Below are 26,531 nucleotides of genomic sequence, written 5' to 3'. Positions count from 1 at the left end.
TCACACCTCGCCTTCGTGCTGCAGTTCAAACAGCAGCAGCGAGCGAGCGGTGACCGCGTACTCATGCTCGAAATCAAAGCGTTCCTGGCCACGCACAGCCGGGTCGTTGGTGTCGAGCAGGCACGTCCAGAACTCGCCCTCCGGCACCGGCGGCAGGCGGAAATTGACCAGGTCGTGATGGGCGTTGACCACCAGCAGCAACGTGGCGTCGGCCCCGGCACGACGAATCCCGGTTTCCTGGGCGCGGCCATCCATCAACATGCCCAGGCAGCGGCCCTGGCTGTCTTCCCATTGCTCGGTAGTCATTTCGTTGCCATCCGGCGCGAGCCAGGTGACGTCCTTCACGCCGATGTCTTCGTTGTAGTCGCCCACCAGGAAGCGCCCACGCCGCAGGATCGGGTACGCCAGACGCAGCTTGATCAGGCGCTTGACGAACTTGAGCAGCGCCTTGCCGTCATCGTCCAGATCCCAGTTGACCCAGCCGATCTCGCTGTCCTGGCAATAGGCGTTGTTGTTGCCGTGCTGAGTGCGAGCGAACTCGTCCCCGGCGACGATCATTGGAGTGCCCTGGGCCAGCAGCAAAGTGGCGAAGAAGTTGCGCATCTGGCGCAGGCGCAGCGCGTTGATCTCCGGGTCGTCGGTAGGGCCTTCGACGCCGTGGTTCCAGGACAGGTTGTTATTGCTGCCGTCCTGGTTGTTCTCGTCGTTGGCTTCGTTGTGTTTGTCGTTGTACGACACCAGGTCGTGCAGGGTGAAGCCGTCGTGGGCGGTGATGAAGTTCACCGAGCTGTACGGCCTGCGCCCGCGGTGATTGAACATCTCGCCCGAGGCGGTCATGCGCCCGGCGAAGTCTGCGAGTTGGCCGTCGTCGCCTTTCCAGAACGCACGCACGGTGTCGCGGAAGCGGTCGTTCCATTCCACCCAGCCTGGTGGGAAGTTGCCCACCTGGTAGCCACCGGGGCCGCAGTCCCAGGGTTCGGCGATGAGTTTCAACTGGCGCAGCACCGGGTCCTGGCGGCACGCCACGAGGAAACTGTGGCGCTCATCGAACCCGTCGCGGTAGCGCCCGAGGATGGTCGCCAGGTCGAAGCGGAAGCCGTCCACATGCATCTCGGTGGCCCAGTAGCGCAGGGAATCGGTGACCATTTGCAGCACGCACGGGTGGCTCAGATCCAGGGTGTTGCCGGTGCCGGAATCGTTGATGTAGAAACGCTTGTCGTCGGGCATCAGCCGGTAGTAGGAGGCGTTGTCGATGCCACGCATGGACAGGGTCGGGCCGCGCTCGTTGCCTTCGGCGGTGTGGTTGTAGACCACGTCCAGAATCACTTCCAGCTTTTGCTCATGCAGGTGCGCGACCATTTCCTTGAATTCGGCGATCTTGCCGCTGGCCAGGTAGCGTGGGTCGGGGGCAAAGAACGCAATGCTGTTGTAGCCCCAGTAGTTGGTCATGCCTTTTTCCAGCAGATGCTGGTCGTTGACGAAGGCGTGCACGGGCAACAGCTCGACCGAGGAAATGCCCAGTTGGCGAATATGCTTGAGCACGTCATCTTCCATCAGACCGGCGCAGGTGCCCCGCACCGACTCGCCAACCGAAGGATGGCGCATGCTGATGCCGCGCAGGTGGGTTTCGTAGATGATCGTGCGGTCCCACGGCACCCGTACCGGTTGGTCGTTGCCCCAGGTGTGCGCCGGGTCGATGACCTTGCACTTGGGCACGAAGGGCGCACTGTCGCGTTCATCGAAACTGAGGTCGTCGTCCGGGTGGCCGATGGTGTAGCCAAACAGCGCTTCGGACCATTTGAGTTCGCCCACCAGTTGCTTGGCGTAGGGGTCGATCAGCAGCTTGTTGTGGTTGAAACGATGACCGTTGGCCGGGTCATAGGCACCGTATACGCGGTAGCCGTAAATCAGCCCGGGGTGAGCATCGGGCAGGTAGCCGTGGAAGATCTCGTCGGTGTATTCGGGCAGTTCGATGCGCTCCAGTTCGACCTCGCCGGTATCGTCAAACAGGCACAGCTCCACCTTGGTGGCGTTGGCGGAAAACAGCGCAAAATTAACACCCAGGCCATCCCAGGTGGCGCCGAGGGGGAAGGGCAAACCTTCACGGATCCGCGACGGCTCATGAACCGGCGTCGCTGTGGTGTTGTCGGGTTTGCTCATCGAGTTGCTCCTGCAAAAGGTCTTTTTTCGGGCCGAAGGCCGCCGTACTGACGGTGCTTCAGCGCATGGCTTGGACGGAAAAGGGCCTGCAGCGCGCAATGCGTGCTGCAGGCCCGAGAAATCATGGGGCGGGCGGTTTGGGCTTCTTCGGGGCGGCGGGTTTCTTCGCCGCAGGTTTGGCGGCGGCAGGCGCAGCAGGTTTGGGCTTTGCCGCAGCCTTGGGCGCGGTTTTCGGCTTGGCGGCCGGTTTAGGCTTGCTCGGCGTCAGCGCCTCGGCTTCCGCCAGCTTGCGCGCCATCTCCCAGTGGCGATCGTGGGCGCCATCGGGCTTGCCTTCAGACTCCCAGATCTGATGCGCCAGTTCGCGAATGCGTTTGTCTTCTTTACTCATCACAAACTCCTCACAGAAAATTTTCAGCTTTCTTGATTATCAGGATTGATAAAGACATTGACCGGGAGATCCCCCAGGGCAGCGCTGATCAACAGCTCCTTGTTGGGTGTGACTACGCCCGTTTGAAAAAGTCCCTTCCAGTTTTGTGCAGGGGCGGCGAACGGTAATTTCACCCGCGTATCGCCCCAAACCTGCGCATTGATCTGGGGAAACATCCCGTTTTCAAGCAACGGATAAGACCAACGCGGCACCACCACCAGTAACTGCTTGCCTTGATGTTCACGGTAGAACGCAACCACGCGCTCAGCGTACTGGCCCGTCACTTCCAAAGGCGTATAGCTGCCATGGCGCAGCAGCTCGGGGCAGGCTTTACGCAGGCCCAGTACCTGGGCGATCACTGCCTGTTTGATACGCCCGTCGCGCCAGTTGAACAACAGTTCGCCGATGTCCGGTGGTGCCTGCAAGGCACGTTGCCGCGCAGCGAAGTCCACCGGGCGCCGGTTGTCTGGATCGACCAGGCTGAAGTCCCAGAACTCATCGCCCTGGTAAATATCCGGCACACCAGGCACGGTCAGATGAAGCAAGGTTTGCGCCAGCCCATTCAGGGCGCCGGCGGGGGCGATGGCCTGCGCAGCGCTGTCCAACGCACTGCGCAGCGGCGCACCGGCCTCACTGAGCAGCAGGCGCTTGAGGAACGCTTCCGCCGCCTGTTCGTAAGCCTCGTTGGGCGCGCTCCAACTGCTCTGCAACTTGGCCTCGCGCAGGGCTTTTTGCTGCCACTGCCACAGGCGTTGCTGGTACGCCTCCAGATCGGGGTTGGGCTCCAGCGGCCAACTGCCGAGCAGCACCTGATAGAGAATCAACTCATCGCCAGCCGAGGGGCTGTCGGCGCTCTCGCGCAGGGGTTCGGCCAGACGGCGCCATTGCTCGACCTGTTCGGCATACCAGGGTGCGCACTCGCTGAGCACCGCCAGGCGCGCACGGGTGTCTTCCCCGCGTTTGTGGTCGTGGGTGGCGGTGGCCAGCAGGTTGCCGGGAAAGGTCTTCAGGCGCTGTTGATTGGCCGCATGGAAATCTGCCAACGGCGCACTGAATTGCTCGGTGCTGAAGCCCACATCGTTGCGCGACAACAACACCGCCGAACGGTAGAACGCGGTGTCTTCCACAGCCTTGGCGGCGGCGGGCGAGGTCAGTTGCTGGAAGCGCACGCAGGCATGCTTGAGCATCTTGCGCGCGCGGCCTACCGGGCGATTGCGCCAGGGCTGGCCACCCAACCATTGCTCCAGGTGGTCGAGCACCGGCCAGTCGCCTTCGTTGAGGGTACTGCGTGCACCCTCCATGGCGTGCTGGAACACCTTGTCGTCGGCCGCACTGCGGCCCTTGGCGCTGATATAGGTGCGGTACACCGGGAAATGCACGATCAGTTCCTGCAAGGCCCGGCGGATGGCACCCAGGGTCAGATCGCGGGTCATCACGTCATCGCGGGCCACTTGCAGCAGCGCCTGGGCTACGCTTTCGAAGTCGCCGCCCAACGAACCATTGAGGATCTGCTGGCGCGCCAGCCGCGCTTCTTCGCCGAAGGCTGAGGGCCGCTCGCTGTGACGCGTCCACATCTCGGCCAGCGGTGCAAAACCTTCGGGATGGTGTTGCAGCAATGACAACTGGTTCATGAACTCGTAGCCGGTGGTGCCATCCACCTGCCAGTCTTCACGCAGGGTTTCACCTTCGCCAAGGATCTTTTCAACAAAGATGGGCAAGTGGCGTTGGGGTGACAGCGCGTCTACGCGGCGGCGCAATTTGCGGCAATAGCCACGCGGGTCGGCCAGGCCATCGATATGGTCGATGCGCAGCCCGTCGACCAGCCCCGCGCTGATCAGCTCGAAAATCTTGCCATGGGTGGCTTCGAACACCGCCGCGCGTTCGACCCGCAGGCCGCCGAGCTCATTGACGTCGAAAAAACGCCGCCAGTTGATGTCGTCTGCGGCTGTGCGCCAACTGGCCAGGCGATAGGTCTGTTGTTCGAGCAGGTGATGCAGGCGCTCGAAACCCTCGGGCTGGCGACTGTCGAATGCGGTCAGGCGTTGTTCAATAGCGGGTAGCAGCTCGCTGGCGCGTTCGGCCAGGGCTTGTTTGAGCTCGGTGGCCTCGGCGTAGGCGTCGTGCTGATAGGCGAGGGCGGCGAAACGTTCGGCCAGCGATTTGAGTAACTCGTCGCTACCCAGAATCAAGCCGTAGTCCCTGGGGCAAATCGGAAAACGGTGTTCGTAATGCTCGACGTAGAAACTCCCCTGGGCGGCATCGAACTTGAGCGCCAGCGTGCCGTTCTGCAAGGCTTCGCCGTAATCGCTGCCGAGGAAGGGCATCAGCAACTGGCCCTTGAGCAGCGGGTCGGGGGAGTGCCACTGGATGTCGAAGAACTCGCTATAGGGGCTCAGGCGGCCCCATTCCAGCAGGTCCAGCCACCAAGGGTTATCCGCGCCGCCCACGGCCATATGGTTGGAGACGATATCGAGGATCAAACCCATGTCGTGCTCACGCAGCGCGGCGACCAGGCGACGCAACGCCGCTTCGCCCCCCAGTTCCGGGTTGACGCGGGTCGGGTCGACCACATCGTAGCCGTGCATGGAGCCGGCGCGGGCGCTTAACAGTGGTGAAGCATACAGGTGGCTGATGCCCAGTTGGGCAAAGTACGGCACCAGTGGCACCGCGTCATCGAGGGTAAAACCTTTATGAAATTGCAGGCGCTGGGTGGCGCTCAGGGGCAGTGCGTTCATCGGTCACGCTCATAGGCTTGGTTGCGCGCCACGGCCAGCAGTTCGAGGCGACGCGCGGCGCTGTCATTGTCGAGCAGGCTGGCGGCTTCGCCGGGCAAGCGTCGGCGCCAATTGGGGTGGGTGTCGAGGGTGCCCGGCAGGTTGGCTTGCTCCTCGATGCCCAATGCATCTTCCAAGGGCAACAACACCAGTGGCGCACGGGTATGGCCCAGGTAGCGCACGCTGGCGTCGACCATATGGTCGGTGTCGTTGCGGATCTCGTCGATGAAGTTCTGCGGGTCCTGACTCAAGGCTTGGCGCAGTGCCTGGCGTTCGCGCAGGCGGTGTTCGCTCCATTGGTCTACGGTGGGCGCATCGATCAGGCCCAGCTGGATATTCCATTCGATATCGCGGCTGTGCCACCAGCCATTGAGGGTCGGCAAGTCGTGGGTACTGGTGGTGGCCAAGGCGTTGTCGGGCCAATCGAGGATGGGCTTGAACTGGCCGTCATGGTTCTGTTCGAACAGCAGCACACGCATGCCCAGGATCGAACGGGCGCTGAGCTTTTCGCGCAGGCCTTCGGGCACGGTGCCCAGGTCTTCACCGAGGACGATGGCCTGGTGGCGGTGCGATTCCAGGGCGAGCAAACGCAGCAGGTCGTCCACCGGGTAATACAAGTAGGCACCTTCACGGGGGGACGCGCCCAGAGGGAGCACCCACAGGCGTTGCAGGCCCATCACATGGTCGATGCGCAAGCCGCCGGCATGGGCGAAGTTGGCCCGCAGCATTTCGATAAAGGCGCGATAGCCATTGCGCTTGAGGCCCTCAGGGGAAAAGGCAGAGATGCCCCAGCCTTGCCCTGCGCGGTTGAGAATGTCCGGTGGCGCGCCGACGGTGAGGTCGGCCAGCAGTTCATCCTGGCGACTCCAGGCCTGGCTGCCGCCGCCGTCGGCGCCCACCGCCAGGTCGGCGATCAGGCCGATGCCCATGCCGCTGCCACGGGCGGCCTGTTGTGCGCGCTCAAGGCTGCGGGCAATCAGCCATTGGGTGAAGGCGAAATAGCCGATTTCGTCGCGGTTGTCCTCAGCGAACTGCGCCAGGGACGGGCTCTGTGGCGTACGCCAGGCTTCGGGCCATTGGCGCCAATCCAGGTCCTCACCCGCGGCGGCACGCTGGGCCTGTATGGCTTCGAAGCGGCAGTGGTTTTCCAGGGCTTCGCCGCCGGCCTGGCGGAAGCTTTGAAAGTCGGCATGCTGGGGATGCGCGCCGTGGCGGAAGTCTTCATACAGTGTGCGCAGCAGGCGTTGCTTGGCTTTGGCGGCGGCCGGCCAGTCGATTAGCGTGAGCTGTTCCAGGGCATGCAGCTCCTCGGCCAACCCGGCAGCTTCGATGGCGTTGCGCACCTCACGTTCACCGAGTATGCACGCCGGCGAAGCATACAGGCTGTTGAGAAACAGGCGGCTGGAGGGTGAATAGGGGCTGAAACGCTCAGTGTCGGCGCTGAACATCGCGTGCATCGGGCTGATTGCCACGGCGTCGGCGCCGCGCTCGGCGGCGGAACGCACCAGGTGCTCCAGGGCCAGGGTGTCGCCAAAACCGCCATCGCCCAGGCGGCGCAAGGCATAGAGTTGAGCGCTCAGGCCCCAGGCGCGAGCGGGTTGGCTGTCCACCGCGTCGGCCACGCTGTAGCAGTGGCTGGGCGCGACGGCCAGGGTGAAGGTTTGCCCGTCGATATGCACCTGGTGGTAGCCAAGGGCAATCACGCCGGGCAATACGGCCTCGCCATCCAGGCGCAGCTCCAGGGTTTCGCCGCCTTCCAGGCTGACGCGACACGGGGTGTCCGGGGCGAAGTAGCGTGCCAGGTCCAGGCCCGCACCGCTGTCGGTGGTCATCAAGGGCGGCAGGTGCCGGTCCTGCTGCGCCTGCTCAAGTTGCAGCAGGCTCGCGTCGATTTCGGCATCGCTGTCGGCCGGGTGCCCCAGCCCTTTGAGGACGGCGCGCAGGGCATCAGGCTTTACATGTTGCGGGCGACCGTTGGCATCGATCCAATCGACGGCCAGGCCCGCGCGGCTGGCGAGAATTTCCAGGTTCGCTTCGCTCAAAGAATGTCTCCAACAGGGGATAAGCAAACGCGTGCGCTCAAGGGCGGTAAGTGCGCACCTTGCGGGGCAGGCGTTTGGAAAATAATCGGGTGGGGTGCCGGATGATCCAGGGGCTGTTCACTCAGGTTCAGGTCGATCTGCAGCACACGGCCGTTGCCCAGGCGCCAGCGCGCGGTGACGGCATGGTCAGCCAGCACGTGCGCGCCCAGGGCGACGGTGCCGGGCAAGTGTGGCACCACGTGCACGTGACGCAGGCTCAGCAGGTGGCGGTAGAGCTGGGTGTGGTCGTTCTCGACGAAAGAGGGCACCGACTGTAAAAAGGTTTGCAGCGCGTTGGGGTCGGGGATGCGCTGGCGTTGCTTGGGGTCGTGAAACGCCGCGAAGTCGGCAAATTCATTGCGCCGCCCCTCACGCACCGCCTCGGCCAGTTCGCCATGATGGTCGGTGAAAAACAGGAACGGCTCGGCGGCATTCACCTCGTCGCCCATGAACAACATCGGGATCATGGGGCACAGCAACAGAAGGGCGGTCGCGGCGCTCAGTGCCTGGGGCGAACACAGCTGGTGCAGGCGTTCGCCGAGGGCGCGGTTGCCGACCTGGTCGTGGTTCTGCAGGAACGCGACGAAGGCGCTGGGGGGCAGATCCGCACTGGGTTCGCCGCGCGCATGGCCATGGCGTGTCGTCTCGCCCTGGTAGATGAACCCCTCGGCCAGGCAACGCGCCAGCTTGGCGGTAGGCTGCTCGGCAAAGTCGCTGTAGTAGGCGTCGGTTTCACCGGTGAGCAGCACGTGCAGCACGTTATGAAAGTCGTCATTCCATTGGGCGTCGAAATCGTGCTGCAACAGGCTGGCCTGGTTCAGTTCGTTTTCCAGCATCAGCCACACGTGGCGTCCGCTGTCCACCTGCTGGCGTACCCGTTGTGCCAGTTCCTGTAGAAACCCGGGGTTGTCAATGGCGTGCACGGCATCCAGGCGCAGGCCGTCGAAGCGGTATTCGAGCAGCCACATCAGGGCGTTATCGAGGAAGAAATCCCGCACTTCACAGCGCTCGAAATCAATACCAGCGCCCCAGGGGGTGTGCACGTCCTCCTGGAAGAACCCCTGGGCGTACTGGCCCAGGTAATTGCCGTCGGGGCCGAAGTGGTTGTAGACCACATCGAGGATCACGGCCAAACCGTGGCCGTGGGCACTGTCGATCAGCTGCTTGAGTTGCTCGGGAGTGCCGTAGGTGGCGTGGGGCGCATAGGGCAGCACGCCGTCATAGCCCCAATTGCGTTCGCCGGGAAATTGCGCCAAAGGCATCAATTCAATCGCGGTGACGCCTAGTTCGGCCAGGCGTGCCAGGTGTTTCTCGACGGCAGCGTAGCCGCCCATGGCGCCGACATGGAGCTCGTAAATCACCGCCGTGTGCCACGGGCGACCCTGCCACTGGCTGTGGCGCCATTCATAGGCGAGGGGGTCGACTACTCGGCTCCACCCATGCACGTCCAGCGCCTGGGCCCTGGAGGCGGGGTCGGGCACTGTGTTTTCGCCATCGATGTTAAAACGGTAAAGCGTGCCGGCAGGGCACGCGATTTCGACTTCAAACCAACCACCGGCCTGGGGCAGCATGACGATGGTTTTACCCTGATCCAATTCAACGCTGACATAAAATGCGTCTGGCGCCCATAACGCAAAGCGCGTGCGGTGCGCGTCCAGCATGATTGCGCCGTGGGGCCAGGTTTCCAGAGTCCTTGACGGCATCTATGAAGACCTCCCTTAGTTGTTCCAGTCGCTACTTGTTCGATTTCCCCAGGGCCTTGGCCACCAGTTGTTCGTAGAGTTCGGCGTAGGGTTCCACGGCCTGGCACCAGTTGAACGGCTGGGTCATGGCACGGCTGCGCATGGCATTGAGCAGACCGGGGAAGGCGAACACCTTGAAGGCGCGGCGCAACGCCTCTTCGTAGCTTTGCACCGTGGATTCATTGAACAGGAACCCGGTGACGCCATCCTCAATGGTGTCCGCCAGCCCGCCGGTGTTACGCGCCACCGGCAACGAGCCGAAGCGTTGCGCGTACATCTGGCTCAGGCCGCAGGGCTCATAGCGCGACGGCATCAGCAGAAAATCGCTGCCGGCGAACATGCGGCGCGCATCGGTCTCGTTGAAGCCAATGCGTACGCCCACCTGGCCCGGGAAGCGCAGTGCCAATTCGCGCATGGCCTGCTCTTCTTCCGGCTCGCCACGGCCGATGATCGCAATCTGGCCGCCGTTTTCGACGATGAAACCGGCGACGGCTTCGGTGAGGTCCAGGCCTTTCTGGTAGACCAGGCGCGAGACCACAGCAAACAGCGGACCACTGGATGGCTGCAGCTCAAACAGCTCGCGCACGTGGGCGGCGTTGATGGCTTTGCCTTCCCAATCGCCGATATTGAAGTTGTGGGTCAGGTGCGTGTCGGTGGAGGTTTCCCAGCTTTCGTCGATGCCGTTGGGAATGCCGCTGAGCAGGCCTTGCTGGGTCTTGCTGGCGAGGAAGCCATCCAGGCCACAACCGAATTCCGGGGTGGTGATCTCCTGGGCGTAGGTGGCGCTCACGGTGGTGATATGGCTGGAATACGCCATGCCTGCCTTGAGAAACGACATCTTGCCGTAGAACTCCATGCCTTCCTGTTGCAGGGCGTGGGGTGGAATGCCCAACTCAGGCGTCGAGGCCAGGCTGACCACGCCCTGGTAGGCCAGGTTATGAATGGTGAACAGAGTTGGCGTACGTGACCCACGCCAGTGCATATACGCGGGGGCCAGGCCCGCAGGCCAGTCGTGGGCGTGCACCAGGTCTGGGCACCAGTGGATTTGTGCAAGGTTGGCGGCAATGTCCGCGGCAGCCAAGCCCAGGCGGGCAAAGCGAATATGGTTGTCCGGCCAGTCGCGGCCGTTGTTGGCGCCGTAGGGCGTGCCTTCGCGCTCATACAGTTCGGGGCAGATCAGCACATAGATGACCAGGCCGTCCGCAAGGTCCATGCGCCCGATCTTGCACGGGGGCAACGCGGCATGGCCACCCAGTTCACCGACGATATGAATCGGGTTATCGCTTTCCATCACTTGCGGGTAACCCGGAATCAGCACCCGCACGTCATGCAGGTGCGCCATGGCGCGGGGCAGGGCCGCGGAGACGTCGCCCAGGCCGCCGGTTTTCACCAGGTCCGCGAACTCGGAAGTGACAAACAAGACTTTCTTTCGATTCGGATTCTGACTCACGACCGGCCGCACAGTGTTGGGCAGGTCGGCCAAAGACTTTGGCCCTCCTGCCGGCTGACTAAAACGCTCTCCCTGAGTATCTACTGCGGCACTGATCATAATGCACTCCCATCTGTTGGTTGGCTAATGGCCCGCTGCCATCAGCTCCGAGTGACCGCATCCTGCGGCCAGGCACACAAGCGCTATACAAGCTGGCAAGGCGTATGCCAGTTGTAACGTCGGCTAAAAAAGATTGGATGAGCGGGCATTCGGCCTGAAGCGCGCGTGCTCGCCCTTACCTAAAACTTGACCAGCGGCAGGTTTCGAAAGTTTAGATTTTTTGCGGGGTTTTTGTTTTGGAACGGACCCATCGGTCATGAGTCTAGGACAGATCCCAGCGCCTGCTGGGTTTTCATGCAGATTTTGTAGGACAAAAAACTTTTAACGATATGCTCCTGTGGCGAGGGAGCTTGCTCCCGCTGGGGCGCGTAGCGGCCCCAAAATTTTGGGAGCGCTGCGCACTCCAGCGGGAGCAAGCTCCCTCGCCACAGGGGGGGGGGCGCACTTTAATGGTGCGTTAGCCGAGCCCGCGAATGGGCACACCATTGGCCCAGGCGTGTATATCTTCGATCATCTGCTGATAGAACTGCTGGTAATTCTGCTCGCTCACATACCCCACGTGTGGCGTTGCGAGCACATTGGGCAAGCGGCGAAACGGGTGGTCAGCCGGCAGCGGTTCCTCGGCAAACACATCCAGCGCCGCCCCGGCCAGGCGTCCGCTGCGCAATGCTTGCAGCAGTGCCTGCTCGTCCACAATCGGCCCGCGTGCGGTATTTACCAGGCGCGCTGTGGGCTTCATCCAGCCCAACGCTTGCGCATCCACCAGACCACGGCTGCGCTCGCTGAGCACCAGATGGATGGTCAGAATATCCGCCTGCTCAAACAGCTCGCGCTTGCTGACCCAGGTCACCCCCGATTCAGCCGCGCGCTCCGGTGTGAGGTTTTCACTCCAGGCAATCACCCGCATGCCAAACACCTGGGCGAACCTTGCGACTTTCTGGCCAATACTGCCCAGCCCCAGGACGCCCAATGTCTTGCCGTGCAGGTCGCCGCCCAGGCCGACCTGCCATCCGCCCGCCCGCAGCGAGTTGGCTTCGGCGAGCAGGTTGCGTGTAGAGGCCATGATCAAGGCCCAGGTCAGCTCCGGAGCTGCGTGTTTATAGCTGTCGGTGCCGCATACCTGGATGCCCAGGGCCTTGGCTGCGGGAAGGTCTATGGCCGCATTGCGCATGCCGCCGGTCACCAGCAATTTGAGCTGGGGCAGCCCTTGCAGCAGGGCTTTGTCAAAGGTTGAGCGTTCGCGCATGAGGCAAATCACCTCGAATCCTTTCAAGCGCTCGATCATGGTGGCGGTATCGGCGGGGTAGTCGTGGAGAAAGTGCACCTTGCCCACGCTGTCCAGCGCCGACCAATCTGCCACGTCGCTGGCCACGTTTTGCCAATCATCCATCACTGCGATTTGTATCGACATGCACGCGGGCCTCGAAAAGTGGCAATTAAAGGGCGTTCAACCCGTGCAACAGGGCTTTATGAAACTGTTCCGGCTCTTCCATCTGGGGCGCATGGCCCAGGCCGGGGAACTCCACCAACGTGGCGCGGGGAATCAGCTTGGCCACCTGCTTGCCCAGTACCTCGTAATGACCAATTTTGGCCTTGACCGCCGCCGGCGCCACATCTTTGCCGATGGCGGTAGTGTCGCTGGTGCCGATCAGCAGCAGGGTGGGCACCCGCAAGTCCTTGAACTCGTAGTACACCGGTTGGGTGAAGATCATGTCGTAAATCAGCGCCGAGTTCCAGGCAACCTGAAGATGCCCCGGGCCTTGGTTCAGGCCGGCGAGCATGTCTACCCAGCGCTCGTATTCAGGTTTCCAGCGCCCCACGTAATAGGTAGTGCGCTCATAGTTGCGTACACCGTCGGCGCTCAGTTTCAGCTCGCGCTGGTACCACTGGTCGACGCTCTGGTAGGGCACGCCGAGGGCTTTCCAGTCTTCCAGGCCAATGGGGTTCACAAGCCCCAACTGTTCGGTTTGCTGGGGGTACATCAGCGCATAGCGTGTGGCGAGCATGCCGCCGGTGGAATGGCCGATCACCGTGGCCTTTTGAATGCCGAGCTTTTCCAGCAGTTGATGGGTGTTGGTCGCCAGTTGCTGGAAGCTGTACTGGTAGTGGTCGGGCTTGCTGGAGGTGCAAAAACCAATCTGGTCCGGGGCGATGACGCGGTAACCGGCGTCACTGAGCGCCTTGATCGAACCCTCCCAGGTAGCGCCGCAAAAATTCTTGCCGTGCATCAGCACCACGCTGCGGCCGTTTGGAGTGCCGGTGGCGGGGACGTCCATGTAGCCCATTTGCAGGGATTTGCCCTGGGATTGGAAGGCAAAATGATTCAAAGGGTAGGGGTATGCAAAGCCCTGCAACTCAGGGCCGTAGGTGTCAGCTAACACGGGCGCCGCGCTGACCGAAAACAAACCGGCTACGCATAATGTACGGATAAAAGGCATGGGTTTTGGCTCCGAGACAGATGCCCGGATGCTCTTTGCCCGCGATTAACGGGGGATTAACGCCCACTGCAACGTCAGCGCTGCGATTACGCCATAGCGCAGGCTTTTCGCCAGGGTTACCAGCAGTAGAAAACGCCACAACGGCTCACGCATCACCCCAGCCACCAACGTCAGCGGATCACCAATGATTGGCACCCAACTGAGCAACAACGTCCAGTGCCCCCAGCGTGCGTAATGGCTGCGAGCCTTGTCCAGCTGATTGGCGCTCACCGGGAACCAGCGTCGCTCTTTGAAGCGCTCGACCGAGCGCCCCAGCAGCCAATTGACCAGCGAGCCCAGCACATTACCCAGGGTGGCGATGCCCAGCAGCAGCCAAAGGTTGTAATGCCCGCTGAGCAGCAGGCCGACCAGCACAGCTTCCGACTGCAGGGGCAATAACGTCGCGGCGCCAAATGCCGCGCCGAACAGCCCCAGGTACCCCATCAACACCGGTCAGTGAGCCGGGTAGTCCGCTACCACCACGTCTTCGCCGTCGCGGGTCAGGCCAATGATTTGATACGCCTCGCTGCGTCCGTCTACTTCCATGCCTGGCGAGCCCAATGGCATGCCTGGTGCGGCAAGGCCCAGCAGGTCGTTGCGCTTGCGCAGAGCCAGGACCTGCTCGGCGGGTACGTGGCCTTCGACGAACTTGCCGTCGATCACCGCGGTGTGGCAGGAGCCAAGGCGTGGCGCCACGCCCAAGCGTTGTTTCACCGCGCTCATGTCGGCTTCAACATGGTCGTTGACCTTGAAACCGTTGCTCTCCAAGTGGCTGATCCACTTCTTGCAGCAGCCGCAGTTGGCGTCGCGGTGTACATCGATGGGGATCAGTTCGGCGGCCTGGGCCAGGGTGGTGGTAAACAGGGCACTGAGCAGGGCCAGTCGCAATGGGGTTTTCATCGTGGGTCTCACTGAAGGCGCGGCAATAAGCCGGGCATTCTCCCTGCTTTTGCCGGCATGTTTGCAATGTGACGTCGTGGTAATGTTTCTAAATTATACGAACCCCTGATTGTCGAGCCGCTGCTTGAGCCGGTCCAACGCAATTGACGACAACGCGACCATGCGCTCATGCAAAGACGCCAGTTGCAGTTCAGTCTCGTAGGTCAGCACCCGTTTGAACAGGGTGCCGCCCTGATGAGCGCGCAAGCAGTAATGGATACAACCGTCAACCGCCAGGGAGGTGAACACGGTCTTGAACTCGCTGGGGCGGCGGGCGATTTGTACTCGGTAACTCATGGGGACGCGTATGCCCAGCAGGTCGATGATTTCGGTAAAACGCGTGCCGACCGGTAATGAGCCGGTGGTGCCGGTGTCGGCGCTGATGGAAGTGGGGTGCCACTCGTGCCAGCGGTCGGGCTGGGTCACATAGTCATAAACCGCCTCGATCGGCGCCTGGATGAAGCGTTCCTGACTGATCTGCTCCAAGCGGACCGAATGCTCAGTCGCGTGCATGACACACCTCCTGTGTGGCGGTTTTTACACTAGGAGTTGTGAGAATAGTCTGACTCCCATGCTTTGCACGGGAGTCGGCAGACCGTTGATCAATCCCGCTGAGAACGGCCCCCACAAGGGTTTCCAGCAGACGCTAGATATCCAGCATGGCCAGCACTTCCTTGGGGTAACGCAGGCCTGCGGTTGCATTGGCAGGGAAGATTGCATCCAGCGCAGCCAGTTCGTCCGCGCTGAGGGAAATCGACAGCGCCTCCACATTCTCTTGCAGATAGGTGCGCCGCTTGGTGCCGGGAATCGGGATGATGTAATCGCCTTGGGCCAATACCCAGGCCAGCGCCAGTTGCCCGGCCGTGACACCTTTGTCTGCCGCCAAGCGCTTGACCTGTTCTACCAGCAGCAGGTTTTTCGCAAAGTTCTCACCCTGAAAGCGCGGGCTGAAGCGTCGGTAATCATCGGCGCCGAAATCATCCGGGCTCTTCAAGGCGCCGGTGAGAAAACCTCGGCCCAACGGGCTGTACGGCACAAACGCGATGCCCAGGCGCTGGCAGGCGGCGAGGCAGCCATTGTCTTGCTGGTCGCGGCTCCACAGCGAATATTCACTTTGCAGGGCGCTAATGGGATGGACCTTATGCGCCCGTTCCAGAGTAGCGGCGGACGCCTCGCTCAGGCCCAGATAGCGCACTTTGCCCTGTTTCACCAGGTCGGCCATGGCGCCGACCGTTTCTTCGATGGCCACGTCGGGGTCGATACGGTGCTGGTAGTACAGGTCCAGCGTATCCACCCCCAGGCGTTGCAAGGTGCCGTCGATGGCGTTGCGGATATACTCGGGCCGGCCATTCACCCCGCGCACTACGGGGTTGGCAGGGTCGCGCACAATCCCGAATTTACTGGCCAGGAAGACCTGGTCGCGCTTGCCGGCAATAGCCTTGCCGATCAGTTGCTCATTGGTGTGCGGGCCGTACATGTCCGCGGTATCGAGAAAGTTGACGCCCAGCTCCAGGGCGCGGTGCAAGGTTGCGGTGGCTTCGGTGGTATCGGTGCCGGGCGTGTAGAAATCGGTCATGCCCATGCAGCCAAGGCCGATGGCAGACACATGCGGGCCGTTTTTACCGAGTTGTCGAGTGTGCATAGGGAAGCTCCTTGTGATGAGGGGCCCATTGTTACCCTTGAAAAAATGCAGATAAACCCGCTAAAAGTGCTATCACTGTTCGTAATATCTAAACAATTCCCCACGGGAGCATTTTATTGGATCGTTTTAACGCCATGCGCGTGTTCACTCGGATTGTTGAATTGGGCGGGTTTGCCAAGGCCGCCGACAGCCTGCAATTGCCACGCGCCTCCGTGACGATCCTGATCAAGCAACTGGAGGCCCATCTCGGCGTGCAACTGCTGCAGCGCACCACGCGCCACGTCAGCCCGACCCTGGATGGCGCGGCGTACTACCAACGTTGCGTGCAATTGCTGACTGATCTTGAGGAAACCGAGGCGGTGTTCTCCACGCGGCGCCAGAACCCCCGGGGCACATTGAGCATCGATATGCCCTCAGGCATTGGGAGCTTGATTGTCATTCCGGCTTTGCCAACGTTTACCGCGTTGTACCCACAGATCGAGTTGGAGATCGGCCTCAATGACCGGCCAGTGGATCTGATTCGCGAAGGCGTCGATTGCGTGTTGCGCGGTGGTCAGGCCCTGGATGAATCGCTGGTTGCACGCCCCTTGGCGATGATGGAACAACTGACCCTGGCCAGCCCCGCGTACCTTGAACGCATGGGCACGCCCACTTGCCTGGAGCAGTTGGCGGGTCACCAAATGGTCGAGTACGTGTCCAGCGCCAGCGGTAAACGTTTTGGCCTGGAATTTCTGCTGGGCAGCGAGTTGCATCCGATCAACCTGCCGAAAGTGGTTGCCGTGAACAGCTCTGCCGGTTACTTCGCTGCGTGCGAAGCCGGCTACGGGCTGATCCAGGCACCTCGTTATCACGCCCTGCGCCAACTGGCCGAGGGCACGCTGGTGCAGGTGCTCCCAGATGTTGCAGTGCCGAAGATGGCGCTGACTGCGTTGTACCCGCCTCATCGGCAGTTGTCGCAGCGGGTGAGGGTGTTCGTCGATTGGCTGGTGCAGTTGTGCGCTCGGCCCGGCACCGGCTTACAAGGCTAGGCTTGCGCCCTTCGATAGGCACCAGGCTGTTGCCCGGTGACTTTATGGAAGGCTCGGGTAAACGCCGCCACCGATTGATACCCGGCCGCCAGCGAAACCTCGGCCACGGTCTGGTCCGCCTTGAGCAACCCAGAGGCGTGGCGCATGCGGATCATCAGCAGTACTTGCCCGGGCGACTGCCCACACAGTTCGCTGAAGCGCTTGAAAAACGCCGAGCGCGACAACCCGGTACAGGCCGCCATGCTTTCCAGGCTCCAGGGCTCGGCCGGGCGGGCGATCAATTGTTCCAGCAAATGCGCAAACGCCGGTGCCCGGCCCAGCGCCGCCAAGCCGCCAAGCTCGGTGTTGTCGAGTACTTGCTGGCGCAGCACATACAGGAACAGCAGGTGGCACAGGCGCTCAAGCAGCGCGGAAGAGGGCGCTGGGGTGCGTGCGCATTCTTGCAGGATCAATTCGAACAGGTTGCGTGCAGCCATCAGCGACGGGTCGCCGGCGCGCAGGATGATCCAGCTGGGCAGGGTGTCGACGATCAGCGTCGACAATCCGGATTGGAAGTGAAAGAAACCGCAGACTAATCCTACGCCGTCCGTGGCCGTGCTATCGAGAGGCAGCATCGAGCGGCGTGGGCACTGCTGGGCGCCGGCCGCCGTGGCTTGGCCGGAAAGCCTGAAGGCAAAGTCACGCAGCAGGAACACCGCGTCACCATTGTTCAGGTGTTGGGGCGTTGGATCACCGTCGATATGCAGCCAGCATTCGCCTTGCACAATCAAGTGGAAGCTCGCCTTCGCGAGGCCATGGGTGCTCGCGTGCCAGTCACCGCAATAACGGCCGACGTGAAACAGGCTGGTGTTGAGTTCGAGGCTATCTAATAACCAATCGACAAGTACATCGGACGAATTCATCTAATGGAAAGACTCAAGAGCAAGTAATCGCTACTTTAGCCTATTGAGCGCTTTTTTTAGAACCAACAGACTGGGGCATTCAAACCCAACAGGAGTCCACTTCATGTCCCGTGTACCGTTGCTCACGCCTGAAACCGCACCGGAAGCCGCCAAGCCCTTTCTGGAAAACGCGCTGAAAGGCTCGGGTTTTATCCCTAACCTACTGGGCGTACTGGCCAACGCACCGGCTGCGCTGGAAACCTACATCACTGTCTCCGGCTTGAATGCCAAGGCCGAGCTGAGCCTGGCCGACCGTGAAGTGGTGCAACTGATTGCCGCTACTACCCACGGTTGTGATTTCTGCGTCGCTGGCCACACGGCGGTTGCCCGCAACAAAGCCAAGTTGCCCGAGGAGGTGATCGAGGCCTTGCGCCGCCGGGGTGAGTTGCCTGACGCGCGCTATGAGACACTTGCCGCGTTTACCCGTGAAGTGATCGCCACCCGTGGGGATGTGAGTGACGCGGGCTTTGAGGCGTTCCGCGCCGCTGGCTACACCGACGGCCACGCGCTGGAAGTCATCCTGGGTGTCAGCCTGGCAACCCTGTGCAACTTCGCCAACGTGTTTGCCCGCACCCCGCTGAACCCGGAGCTGGCGCAATACCGTTGGGAAAAACCGGCCAACTGATTCGGCGTTGGCCCACCTGCTGTAAAAGGAGAGACATGAATGCTTGACCCAATCTTGAGCCGTTGGCTCGATGTTCAAGCGCAGGCCCTGGACGTGGGCAGTTGCGATCCACAGGAAGTGCTGCCACGGCTGGCAGAAGCCAATATTCTGAGAATCGGCGTGCCCACCCACCTGGGCGGCCTGGGCGGCGATGTGGCGGGTGCGGTCGAGGCCATCGCCAATGTGGCCAGCCATTCCCTGGCTGCGGCGTTTGTGTGCTGGGGCCAGCGCTCGTTTATCGAGTACCTGCTGCAGAGCCCCAATCAGCGCTTGCGCGAGCAGCTGATGCCAGACCTGCTCAGCGGCAAGTTGGCCGGCGCCACCGGGCTGTCGAATGCGATGAAGTTCCTGTCGGGTATCGAGACGTTGCAGATCAGCGCCGAGCCCAACGACCACGGTTGGATCCTCAACGGTCGCCTGCACTGGGTGACCAACTTGCGCAAGAATGGCTTTGTCGCTGCGGCGGCCATCGAGCATGCCGGGGGCGGCGCGCCATTTATCCTGGCCATTCCGGATTCGGTGGCCGGGTTGCAGCGCTCCCGTGACCTGGAGCTGCTCGGGCTGCAATCGAGCAACACCGCAGCGCTGGGCCTGGAAGGCGTGGAGCTGAGTCGCGAGTGGTTGTTGCACGAGGATGCGCGCAAGTTTTTACCGGCGGTACGCCCGGCGTTTCTAGGCTTGCAGTGCGGTATGTCGATTGGTTTGGCACGGCGTTCCCTGGCTGAAGTAGCCCACCATTTGGGCGCCAGTCGTACCGTGTTGCGCGACGAGCTGGAAGCCCTGCGCGCAACGCTGGATCATCTGGTCAGCGAGCTTAAAAAGGGGCTGTTGGCCGGGCGCTTTACCGCCGAGCCCATACCGCTGTTCAAACTGCGTATCGCCTTGGCCGAAACCGCCGCCAGCGCTGTACAGCTTGAACTGCAAGCCAGTGGCGGAAAGGCCTACCTTACCGCCCACGGCAGCGGTTTTGCGCGGCGCTGGCGCGAGTCGGCCTTTGTGCCGATTGTGACGCCTAGCCTGGTGCAACTGCGTACCGAGCTGCACCGCCAGGCCAGTCTATGAGCCAGGCGGTATTGACGGCCCAGGGCATTTGCCTGGGGTACGGCAGCGGGCCGGTGTTGCAAGGCTTCGACTTGCACTTGCAACCGGGTGAAGTGGTGTCGATCCTGGGCCCCAGCGGCGTGGGCAAATCCAGCCTGCTGCGGGTGCTGGCTGGCTTGCAGGTACCTCAATCTGGCCGTGTGCAGGTATTGGGCGAGCCATTGAGCGGCCCGCATCCGCGCGTGGTGGTGGCCTTTCAGGACCCGAGCCTGCTGCCTTGGTTGACCCTGGAAAAGAACGTCGCCTTTGGTCTGGATTTCGCCCGCCAACCGCACTTGAGTGGTGAAGAGCGCCGCCGGCGTGTTGACCACGCCATTGCAGCGGTAGGGCTGGAACCTGCGCGCCAGCAGTTCCCGGCGCAATTGTCCGGTGGCATGGCCCAGCGCACGGCATTGGCTCGCTGCCTGGCGCGTCAGCCGCAAGTGTTGCTGCTCGACGAACCCTTCGGCGCCCTGGACGAAGTGACCCGCGCCGACATGCAGCACCTGTTGCTCAAGGTCAATCGTGAGCAGGGCTCGGCGGCGGTATTGATCACCCATGACATCGACGAAGCGCTGCTGCTGTCGGACCGCATCCTGCTACTGGGTAACCGCCCGGCGCGGACGTTGGGCGAGTGGGCTATCGATTTGCCGCATCCACGGGAAGAACAGGTCGAGGCCATCGGCGCGCTGCGTATCGAAATTTTGAAAACCTTACGGCAGGCGAGCCGCCCTCAACCCAACCCCCTTGAACGACAGGAGTTTACTTATGTGTCTGGATGACCTGGCCCACTCGCGCCGTGACTTTCTCAAACTCTCCGCCGTGCTCAGTGCCGCCGGCGCCTTGCCTCTGCTGAGCAGCCTGCAGGCGCGTGCCGCCAACGAGCCCGACGCGCCGGTGCGTATTGGCTATCTACCTATCACTGACGCCACGCCACTGCTGGTGGCCCACAACAATGGCCTGTTCGAAGCCGAAGGTATCAAGGCCGAGCGCCCAGTGTTGTTGCGCAGTTGGGCCCAAGTGATCGAGGCGTTTATCTCCGGCCAGGTCAACGTGATACACCTGCTGTCGCCAATGACCGTATGGGCGCGCTACGGCAGTAAAGTGCCGGCCAAAGTCGTGGCGTGGAACCATGTGGGCGGTTCGGGCTTGACCGTATCCCCAGGTATTACCGACGTGAAGCAACTGGGTGGCAAGTCGGTGGCGATTCCGTTCTGGTACTCGATTCATAACGTGGTGGTGCAGCAACTGTTCCGCGATAACGGCCTCACGCCGGTCACTCGTGCCACCGGCAGTTCGATTGCCGCCAATGAGGTCAACCTGATCGTGTTGCCGCCCTCGGACATGCCTCCGGCCCTGGCCAGCAAACGCATCGACGGCTACATCGTCGCCGAACCGTTCAATGCCCTGGCAGAAAACCTCAAGGTCGGTCGCGTGCAGCGCTTCACGGGTGACGTGTGGCGCAACCACGCGTGCTGCGTGGTGTTCATGCACGAGCACGACCTGGCCAACCGTCCGGAGTGGTCGCAGAAGGTGGTGAACGCCATCGTCAAGGCCCAGGTGTGGACCCGCAACAACCGTGAAGAGGCGGTGAAGCTGCTGTCCAAGGATGGCCCGAACCGTTACACGCCCCATGCCGAACCGGTGTTGAGCAAAGTCCTGGCGCCGGCGGCCAGCGACCGCGCCTCCTACGTGGCCGACGGCGCGATCCAGCACGCCAACTGGGACGAGCATCGCATCGACTTCCAACCGTACCCGTTCCCCAGCTACACCGAAGAACTGGTGCGGCGCTTGAAGGACACCCTGATCGAAGGCGACAAAAAGTTTCTCACGGACCTGGACCCAGCCTTCGTGGCCAAGGACCTGGTGGACGACCGCTTCGTGCGCAACGCGATCGAAGCCGTGGGTGGCATGCAGACCTTCGGTTTGCCGGATGGTTATGAGCGGCACGAGGAGATCGGCGTTTGAACAACAGCAGAATCCCCGGCTGGTGGCTGGGGCTGAGTGGCTTGGCGGGTTTGTTGGTGCTGTGGTGGTTGGGCGTGAAAGTGTTCGGCGAGGCCGATGGCCTGTCGGCGCGCTTTTCCCTGGCGGCCACCGCCAGCAGCTTGTGGGAATTGCTCGGGCGGGGTGAGTTGTACCTGCATATCGCCGTGAGCCTGAAGCGTATTTTCGTCGGGCTGTTTATCGCGTTGTTGGTAGGCGTACCCCTCGGGCTGCTGGTGGGCAGTTCGCGTAACCTGGAGGCGGCGACCACGCCAGCGTTCCAGTTTCTGCGGATGATTTCGCCGCTGTCCTGGATGCCGATCGTGGTGATGCTGATGGGCGTGGGCGACCAGCCAATCTATTTCCTGCTGGCCTTTGCCGCTGTCTGGCCGATCATGCTCAACACCGCAGCGGGCGTGCGTCAGCTCGACCCGCGCTGGTTACAGTTGAGCAAGAGCTTGAGCGCCACGCGTTGGGAAACCTTGCGCCGGGTGGTCATTCCTGGCGTGGTAGGGCATGTGCTGACCGGCGTGCGCCTGGCCATCGGCATCCTGTGGATCGTGCTGGTGCCCTGCGAAATGCTCGGGGTCAGTGCGGGGCTGGGGTATTACATCCTCGACACCCGTGATCGGCTCGCGTATTCGGAGTTGATGGCGATGGTGGTGGTGATCGGGGTGCTGGGGTTCGCGCTGGATGCGTTTGCGCGTTGGTTGCATCGGCGGTGGGTGCATGGCGGCTAAGTGGTTGAAACCGGCGTCGAGGCTCCGAACCCGCCTGACGAGTAGGTAATGTCGATGCAGTAACGCGTGAAGCCCCCAAGCGTGCTGCACGCGTTGTGCACGAAGCGTTATCCGGATGCAGATCAGCGGCGCTGGTAACCGCCACCACCCTCATAGCGGTGATCATGCCAGCCCCCGCCGCGCGGGAAGAAGAAACAACCGCCCAGGCTCAGCATGATCATCAGTGGAATCAGCAGGATGAGTCGTCGCAGCATTTCACAGTTCTCCAAGGGGTATTCGCAAGGCCTGTCAGGCGGAGGGCAAGCCAAAACTTTTCATCGCCTGTAACATAAGACCCTGCCGAAACCGCGCCATCCCCGTGACTGGGTATGTGCTTGGCATGCACGGCGATACACAGTGGATACATTCTTCAGGTTCAGGAACTCGTCATGACCCAAAAGCAACGCTTGAAATACTCGCTTCTGATTGCCCTGGCTGTACTGGGCGCGATGTTCGGCCTGTCTTATCTGCAGAACGCAGGCGTGATCAGTGAAAAAACCTTCCAGTACCTGGCCATCGCGATTGCCGTGGTCGTCGTCGTGATCAACGGCATCATGCGCCGCAAGGTCAAGCCTAACTTCTGACGGGCGTCAGTCAGGCACGACCTTCGAGTACCTTGGCAGCCTCTTCATGGAGGCTGTAGCTCTTGTCAGCGTTGAGGGTGATCACGCCCTCGCTGCATAGACGCTTGAGCACCTCGCGCACGCTGAGAAACGACAACGGTATGCCCAGCTCCAGCAAATGGCTGTGCACGCCGCGTACCCCGAGGGTGCGCTGGTTGTCGGCGGCAGCGAGGAGGGCGTCGATGACCTTCAGCCGGATCAGGCTGGTGCGCAAACCGAAACACTTGAGCAAATGGCGGATGCGCTGGTTGCCCTGCTGTTCGGGCGCGTTACCGAACGCCCGTGCGTCGTTGCCATAGTGGGTATCTGCGGCCTTTGAATGTCCATCCGTGGGCACTTGCGGGTTATACATGCAAAAACTCCTTTTCAGAGCCTGATCAGGAAAAAGATGGTGCTCTTGGGTAATAAGACGAACGAGTGACGCAAATCATGAAACGATGGATGTAGAAAATTTGTCGGTATCAGGTTTGTCACATCCCCTGCGCCGTCGATAGGCAACCTTGTGCGGTTAAATTTTGCCGGGCGATGTGCGTTCTTACGGTGGGGTAACCATCCCTCGTAAGGCTGTTCAATTTGACTGTGGAGTCGGCGTGATTATTTCCAAGGGGTTGTCCAGAGTGGGCACGGCAGGGCTGTTACTCGCCTTGAGCCTGGCCGTATCGGCACGCGAGCAAGTGACGCAAACGTCGGCGGATATACGGCGTACCAGTTATGGCGTGCCGCATATTCGCGCCTCTGATGAGCGGGGCCTGGGGGTGGGTATGGGTTACGCCTATGCCCAGGACAACCTGTGCTTGCTGGCCAATGAAATAGTCACGGTCAATGGCGAGCGGGCGAGGTTTTTCGGGCCGGACCAGGCGACCCTGGAAGAGCGCAACAACCTTGCCAGCGATGTATTCTTCAACTGGCTGAATACACCCGAGGTCGTTGCGGCATTCTGGAAAGCCCAGACGCCCGAAATGCAACAGCGCATCGAAGGGTACGTGGCCGGCTACAACCGTTATCTCAAGGATAAGGGCGCACCCGCACAGTGCCAGGCCGCGTGGGTACGGCCCTTGGTAGTGCAAGACCTGGTGAAGTTGACCCGCAGGCTATTGGTGGAAGGGGGCATCGGCCAATTCGCCGAAGCCTTGGTCGGGGCAGCACCGCCGCAGGCCACCGCCAGTGTGCAGTCCGGTGCCAAAGCCTTTGCCACGGCCGCCGCCAACCAGCAACGCTTCACGCTGGATCGAGGCAGCAATGCCGTTGCCGTGGGCCGTGACCGCTCATTCAATGGCCGTGGCATGCTGCTGGCCAACCCGCATTTCCCGTGGGTGGGCGGCATGCGTTTTTACGAGATGCACCTGACCATCCCGGGCCAGTTGGATGTGATGGGCGCCGCACTGCCAGGGCTGCCCGTGGTGAACATCGGTTTCAACCAGCATGTGGCGTGGACCCACACCGTGGACACGTCCAAACACTTCACCCTGTACCGCCTGACCCTCGACCCCAAGGACGCCACCCGTTACCTGCTGGACGGCAAGTCCATCCCCCTGGAGAAAACCGCCGTAACGGTACAGGTCAAGCAAGCCGACGGCAGCCTCAAGGCCGTGACCCACACCGTCTACAGTTCGCAGTTCGGCCCCGTGGTGCAATGGCCGGGCAAGCTCGACTGGGACAACCACTACGCCTTCAGCCTGCGCGACGCCAACCTGGGCAACGACCGGGTGCTGCAACAGTGGTACGCCATGAACCGCGCCGGTAGCCTCAAGGAGCTGCAAACCTCAGTGCATACCCTGCAAGGCATCCCCTGGGTCAACACCCTGGCCGCCGATGACCAGGGCCAAAGCCTGTACATGAACCTGTCGGTAGTGCCCAACGTCAGCGCCGCCAAGCTGGCAAAATGCAGCGACCCACGGGCCGGCCTGCAAATGATCATGCTCGACGGCGCCCATAGTGCCTGCGCGTGGGACATCGACCCGCGCGCGGCCCAGCCGGGTATCTTCCCGGCCGACCAGTTGCCCCAGTTGCAACGCACCGACTACGTGCAACACTCCAACGATTCCGCCTGGATGGCCAACCCCAAGGCGCCGCTAAGTGGCTTTTCGCCGGTGATCAGCCAGGACAACATCGGCCTCGGCCCGCGTGCGCGCTTCGCGCTCCAGCGCCTGCAAACCCTCGAGCAGCAGCCGATCACCGTCACTGATCTGCAAGACATGGTCATGGACAACGAGGTGTACCTGGCGGGCCAAGTCATGCCCGACCTGCTGACGTTCTGCGCCAAACACCTGGGCGCTGACGCCGCTACGCTACAGCCGCTGTGCACCAGCCTGAAAAACTGGGACCAGCGCGCCAACCTCGACAGCGGCGTCGGCCTGGTGCACTTCATCAACCTGGTGCAGCACCTGCAGCAAATCCCTGACGCCTGGCGCGTGGCCTTCGACCCGGCCCATCCCCTGACCACCCCTAGCGGCCTCGCCATCGACCGCGCCCCGGTCGCCAAGGCCCTGCGCGCAGCCATGCTGGCCTCCAGCGCTGAGGTCAGCAAACTGGGGCAGACCCGCTGGGGCGATATCCAAGTCTCCGGCCAAACCCCCATCCACGGCGGCCCGCAAGAACTCGGTATCTACAACGCCATGCAAACCGTGCCCCGCGCCGACGGCAAACGCGAAGTCGTCAGCGGCACCAGCTACCTGCAAATCGTCAGCTTCGACGACAAAGGCCCCAACGCAGTCGGCGTCCTGGCATTCTCCGAGTCCAGCAACCCGGCGTCCGCCTATTCAAAGGACCAGACCCAAGCCTTCTCCGAGAAAAAACTGCGCCCATTGCCCTTCACCGAGGCCCAGATCAAGGCCGACCCGCACTACCAAATCCACACGGTGAAGGAGTAGGGCAGAGGCGCAACCCCTTGATGCCAAGGCAGAATATTTTTTGAAATCAAGGGGTTGCAGGCCTAGGCAAATGAGTACATAATGGCGCCCATCGAACGCAACGAAGCATTAAAAACTTCAATGTATTCAATGAGTTAGAGTAGAGGCAGGCTTCACGTAGCCCACTCAAGTTTGTATGCGGTGAATGTCAGCAACCAGGGCATTGATCGTTTGAGGCCGAGTAGCAAAATGGTTATGCAGCGGATTGCAAATCCGCCTACGCCGGTTCGATTCCGACCTCGGCCTCCACTCTTGAAAACCCCGTAGATTAACGTCTACGGGGTTTTTTATTGCCTACGATTTGATGATCGCTTCCGCAATTTTTCGGATCGCTTCCGCAATCCTGCCTTTTTTCGGGAAATTTAAGACACCGTTGTGGGTATGCCTTTCCTCGATTGGACGTGGGATTGTGCTAAAGGCTAAGGAGCCTGAGCGTCCACTAACGGCCAAAGCGGTACCTTCAGGATCAGGTATTAGCTATGAACATTAGATTGATGTGCATGATATAGACGGCAGTTACCGTAGATGCGCGCCTATACTGGCGACTCAGTATCAGTATTCCTATCGTCGAAAGCGTAATCGCCACTCCGATATGACAACTTTAAACAGCATTGATGAATTGAACGTATGAGATTCCATCCCGATGGCCCTTCGATCCCAGATATCCTCCTGGAGCGCTGTGACTCTGGCCGCGTCGTATTCCTGTGCGGTGCCGGGGTTTCGCTTC

Annotated in this window: 23 protein-coding genes and 1 tRNA gene; 9 read left to right on the top strand and 15 right to left on the bottom strand. The window is 61.6% G+C overall.

The features are described 5' to 3' along the window. The 12 genes from glgX to OC445_RS09740 all read right to left on the bottom strand — a co-directional run bounded on the left by glgX (position 1) and on the right by OC445_RS09740 (position 15,794). Positions 1–2,160: a glycogen debranching protein GlgX gene (glgX, locus tag OC445_RS09795; protein ID WP_054897376.1), complete on the bottom strand. Its 2,160-nt coding sequence runs from the start codon at positions 2,158–2,160 to the stop codon at positions 1–3. A gap of 121 nt (positions 2,161–2,281) precedes the next feature. Continuing rightward, positions 2,282–2,551: a DUF2934 domain-containing protein gene (locus OC445_RS09790; protein WP_003191595.1), complete on the bottom strand. Its 270-nt coding sequence runs from the start codon at positions 2,549–2,551 to the stop codon at positions 2,282–2,284. A 23-nt stretch (positions 2,552–2,574) separates the two neighbouring features. Continuing rightward, a complete protein-coding gene (locus OC445_RS09785) occupies positions 2,575–5,325 on the bottom strand; it encodes a malto-oligosyltrehalose synthase (RefSeq protein ID WP_198791770.1) in 2,751 nt (916 codons plus the stop codon). Continuing rightward, entirely contained in the window at positions 5,322–7,406 is a 2,085-nt protein-coding gene (malQ, locus tag OC445_RS09780) for a 4-alpha-glucanotransferase (protein WP_198791771.1), read from the bottom strand. The genes OC445_RS09785 and malQ overlap by 4 nt, the downstream gene beginning before the upstream one ends. Beyond that, complete coding sequence (treZ, locus tag OC445_RS09775; protein WP_198791772.1) at positions 7,403–9,148, bottom strand: malto-oligosyltrehalose trehalohydrolase; 1,746 nt, start codon at positions 9,146–9,148, stop codon at positions 7,403–7,405. The genes malQ and treZ overlap by 4 nt, the downstream gene beginning before the upstream one ends. 31 nt (positions 9,149–9,179) lie before the next feature. Next, positions 9,180–10,736 (bottom strand): glycogen synthase GlgA, encoded by a 1,557-nt coding sequence (gene glgA / locus OC445_RS09770; protein ID WP_089041779.1) that lies wholly within the window; start codon positions 10,734–10,736, stop codon positions 9,180–9,182. 457 nt (positions 10,737–11,193) lie between these two features. Further along, the gene (locus OC445_RS09765) at positions 11,194–12,147 is read right to left on the bottom strand and encodes a D-2-hydroxyacid dehydrogenase family protein (protein ID WP_198791773.1); all 954 of its coding nucleotides are present in this window, start codon (positions 12,145–12,147) and stop codon (positions 11,194–11,196) included. 25 nt (positions 12,148–12,172) lie between these two features. Continuing rightward, a complete protein-coding gene (locus tag OC445_RS09760; RefSeq protein ID WP_262020130.1) occupies positions 12,173–13,174 on the bottom strand; it encodes an alpha/beta fold hydrolase in 1,002 nt (333 codons plus the stop codon). Between the two features lie 45 nt (positions 13,175–13,219). Continuing rightward, the gene (locus OC445_RS09755; RefSeq protein ID WP_072446419.1) at positions 13,220–13,663 is read right to left on the bottom strand and encodes a YqaA family protein; all 444 of its coding nucleotides are present in this window, start codon (positions 13,661–13,663) and stop codon (positions 13,220–13,222) included. 3 nt (positions 13,664–13,666) lie between these two features. Next, positions 13,667–14,113 (bottom strand): DUF411 domain-containing protein, encoded by a 447-nt coding sequence (locus tag OC445_RS09750; RefSeq protein WP_034127552.1) that lies wholly within the window; start codon positions 14,111–14,113, stop codon positions 13,667–13,669. A 93-nt stretch (positions 14,114–14,206) separates the two neighbouring features. After that, the gene (locus OC445_RS09745; RefSeq protein ID WP_259284339.1) at positions 14,207–14,665 is read right to left on the bottom strand and encodes an SRPBCC family protein; all 459 of its coding nucleotides are present in this window, start codon (positions 14,663–14,665) and stop codon (positions 14,207–14,209) included. Between the two features lie 133 nt (positions 14,666–14,798). Beyond that, positions 14,799–15,794 carry an aldo/keto reductase gene (locus OC445_RS09740; RefSeq protein ID WP_262020129.1) on the bottom strand — a complete coding sequence of 332 codons (996 nt, stop codon included), beginning with the start codon at positions 15,792–15,794 and terminating at the stop codon, positions 14,799–14,801. A gap of 116 nt (positions 15,795–15,910) precedes the next feature. Here OC445_RS09740 and OC445_RS09735 point away from each other — a divergent pair, with 116 nt between their 5' ends. Continuing rightward, a complete protein-coding gene (locus OC445_RS09735) occupies positions 15,911–16,822 on the top strand; it encodes a LysR family transcriptional regulator (protein ID WP_197900205.1) in 912 nt (303 codons plus the stop codon). On the opposite strand, the gene OC445_RS09730 is transcribed toward OC445_RS09735, so the two are convergent. Continuing rightward, the gene (locus OC445_RS09730) at positions 16,819–17,724 is read right to left on the bottom strand and encodes an AraC family transcriptional regulator (RefSeq protein WP_262020128.1); all 906 of its coding nucleotides are present in this window, start codon (positions 17,722–17,724) and stop codon (positions 16,819–16,821) included. The genes OC445_RS09735 and OC445_RS09730 overlap by 4 nt on opposite strands. 103 nt (positions 17,725–17,827) lie before the next feature. Here OC445_RS09730 and OC445_RS09725 point away from each other — a divergent pair, with 103 nt between their 5' ends. The 5 genes from OC445_RS09725 to OC445_RS09705 are packed head-to-tail and all read left to right on the top strand — an operon-like array spanning position 17,828 to position 22,233. Next, entirely contained in the window at positions 17,828–18,388 is a 561-nt protein-coding gene (locus OC445_RS09725; RefSeq protein WP_054897387.1) for a carboxymuconolactone decarboxylase family protein, read from the top strand. A 39-nt stretch (positions 18,389–18,427) separates the two neighbouring features. Next, positions 18,428–19,489: an acyl-CoA dehydrogenase family protein gene (locus tag OC445_RS09720; RefSeq protein WP_034127547.1), complete on the top strand. Its 1,062-nt coding sequence runs from the start codon at positions 18,428–18,430 to the stop codon at positions 19,487–19,489. Further along, positions 19,486–20,289, top strand: a complete 804-nt coding sequence (locus OC445_RS09715; RefSeq protein ID WP_057975802.1) for an ABC transporter ATP-binding protein — start codon at positions 19,486–19,488, stop codon at positions 20,287–20,289. The genes OC445_RS09720 and OC445_RS09715 overlap by 4 nt, the downstream gene beginning before the upstream one ends. Continuing rightward, positions 20,276–21,475, top strand: coding sequence for an ABC transporter substrate-binding protein (locus tag OC445_RS09710; protein WP_034127545.1), 1,200 nt, complete (start codon positions 20,276–20,278; stop codon positions 21,473–21,475). Before OC445_RS09715 ends, OC445_RS09710 begins: the two co-directional genes overlap by 14 nt. Further along, positions 21,472–22,233 (top strand): ABC transporter permease, encoded by a 762-nt coding sequence (locus OC445_RS09705; RefSeq protein WP_054897391.1) that lies wholly within the window; start codon positions 21,472–21,474, stop codon positions 22,231–22,233. Before OC445_RS09710 ends, OC445_RS09705 begins: the two co-directional genes overlap by 4 nt. Before the next feature lie 122 nt (positions 22,234–22,355). Here OC445_RS09705 and OC445_RS09700 read toward each other — a convergent pair whose 3' ends face one another. Beyond that, a complete protein-coding gene (locus OC445_RS09700) occupies positions 22,356–22,487 on the bottom strand; it encodes a hypothetical protein (protein ID WP_262020127.1) in 132 nt (43 codons plus the stop codon). Positions 22,488–22,661: 174 nt separating this feature from the next. Between OC445_RS09700 and OC445_RS09695 the strand changes: the two genes are divergently transcribed. Next, positions 22,662–22,856, top strand: coding sequence for a hypothetical protein (locus OC445_RS09695; RefSeq protein ID WP_198791322.1), 195 nt, complete (start codon positions 22,662–22,664; stop codon positions 22,854–22,856). Positions 22,857–22,866: 10 nt separating this feature from the next. On the opposite strand, the gene OC445_RS09690 is transcribed toward OC445_RS09695, so the two are convergent. Continuing rightward, positions 22,867–23,247, bottom strand: a complete 381-nt coding sequence (locus OC445_RS09690; protein WP_198791321.1) for a fe2+ zn2+ uptake regulation protein — start codon at positions 23,245–23,247, stop codon at positions 22,867–22,869. A gap of 238 nt (positions 23,248–23,485) precedes the next feature. On the opposite strand from OC445_RS09690, the gene OC445_RS09685 reads away from it, so the two are divergent. Both OC445_RS09685 and OC445_RS09680 read left to right on the top strand, forming a co-directional pair. Further along, the gene (locus tag OC445_RS09685) at positions 23,486–25,765 is read left to right on the top strand and encodes an acylase (protein ID WP_262020126.1); all 2,280 of its coding nucleotides are present in this window, start codon (positions 23,486–23,488) and stop codon (positions 25,763–25,765) included. A 214-nt stretch (positions 25,766–25,979) separates the two neighbouring features. Further along, positions 25,980–26,053 (top strand) — tRNA-Cys (locus tag OC445_RS09680). The last annotated feature ends 478 nt before the right edge of the window (positions 26,054–26,531 follow it).

Origin of the sequence: Pseudomonas sp. Pse35, from assembly GCF_024519715.1 — a bacterium.
GTDB lineage: Bacteria > Pseudomonadota > Gammaproteobacteria > Pseudomonadales > Pseudomonadaceae > Aquipseudomonas > Aquipseudomonas paracarnis.
The sequence above is the reverse complement of the archived record's forward strand: the minus strand, read 5'-3'. Positions and strand labels throughout refer to the sequence as shown.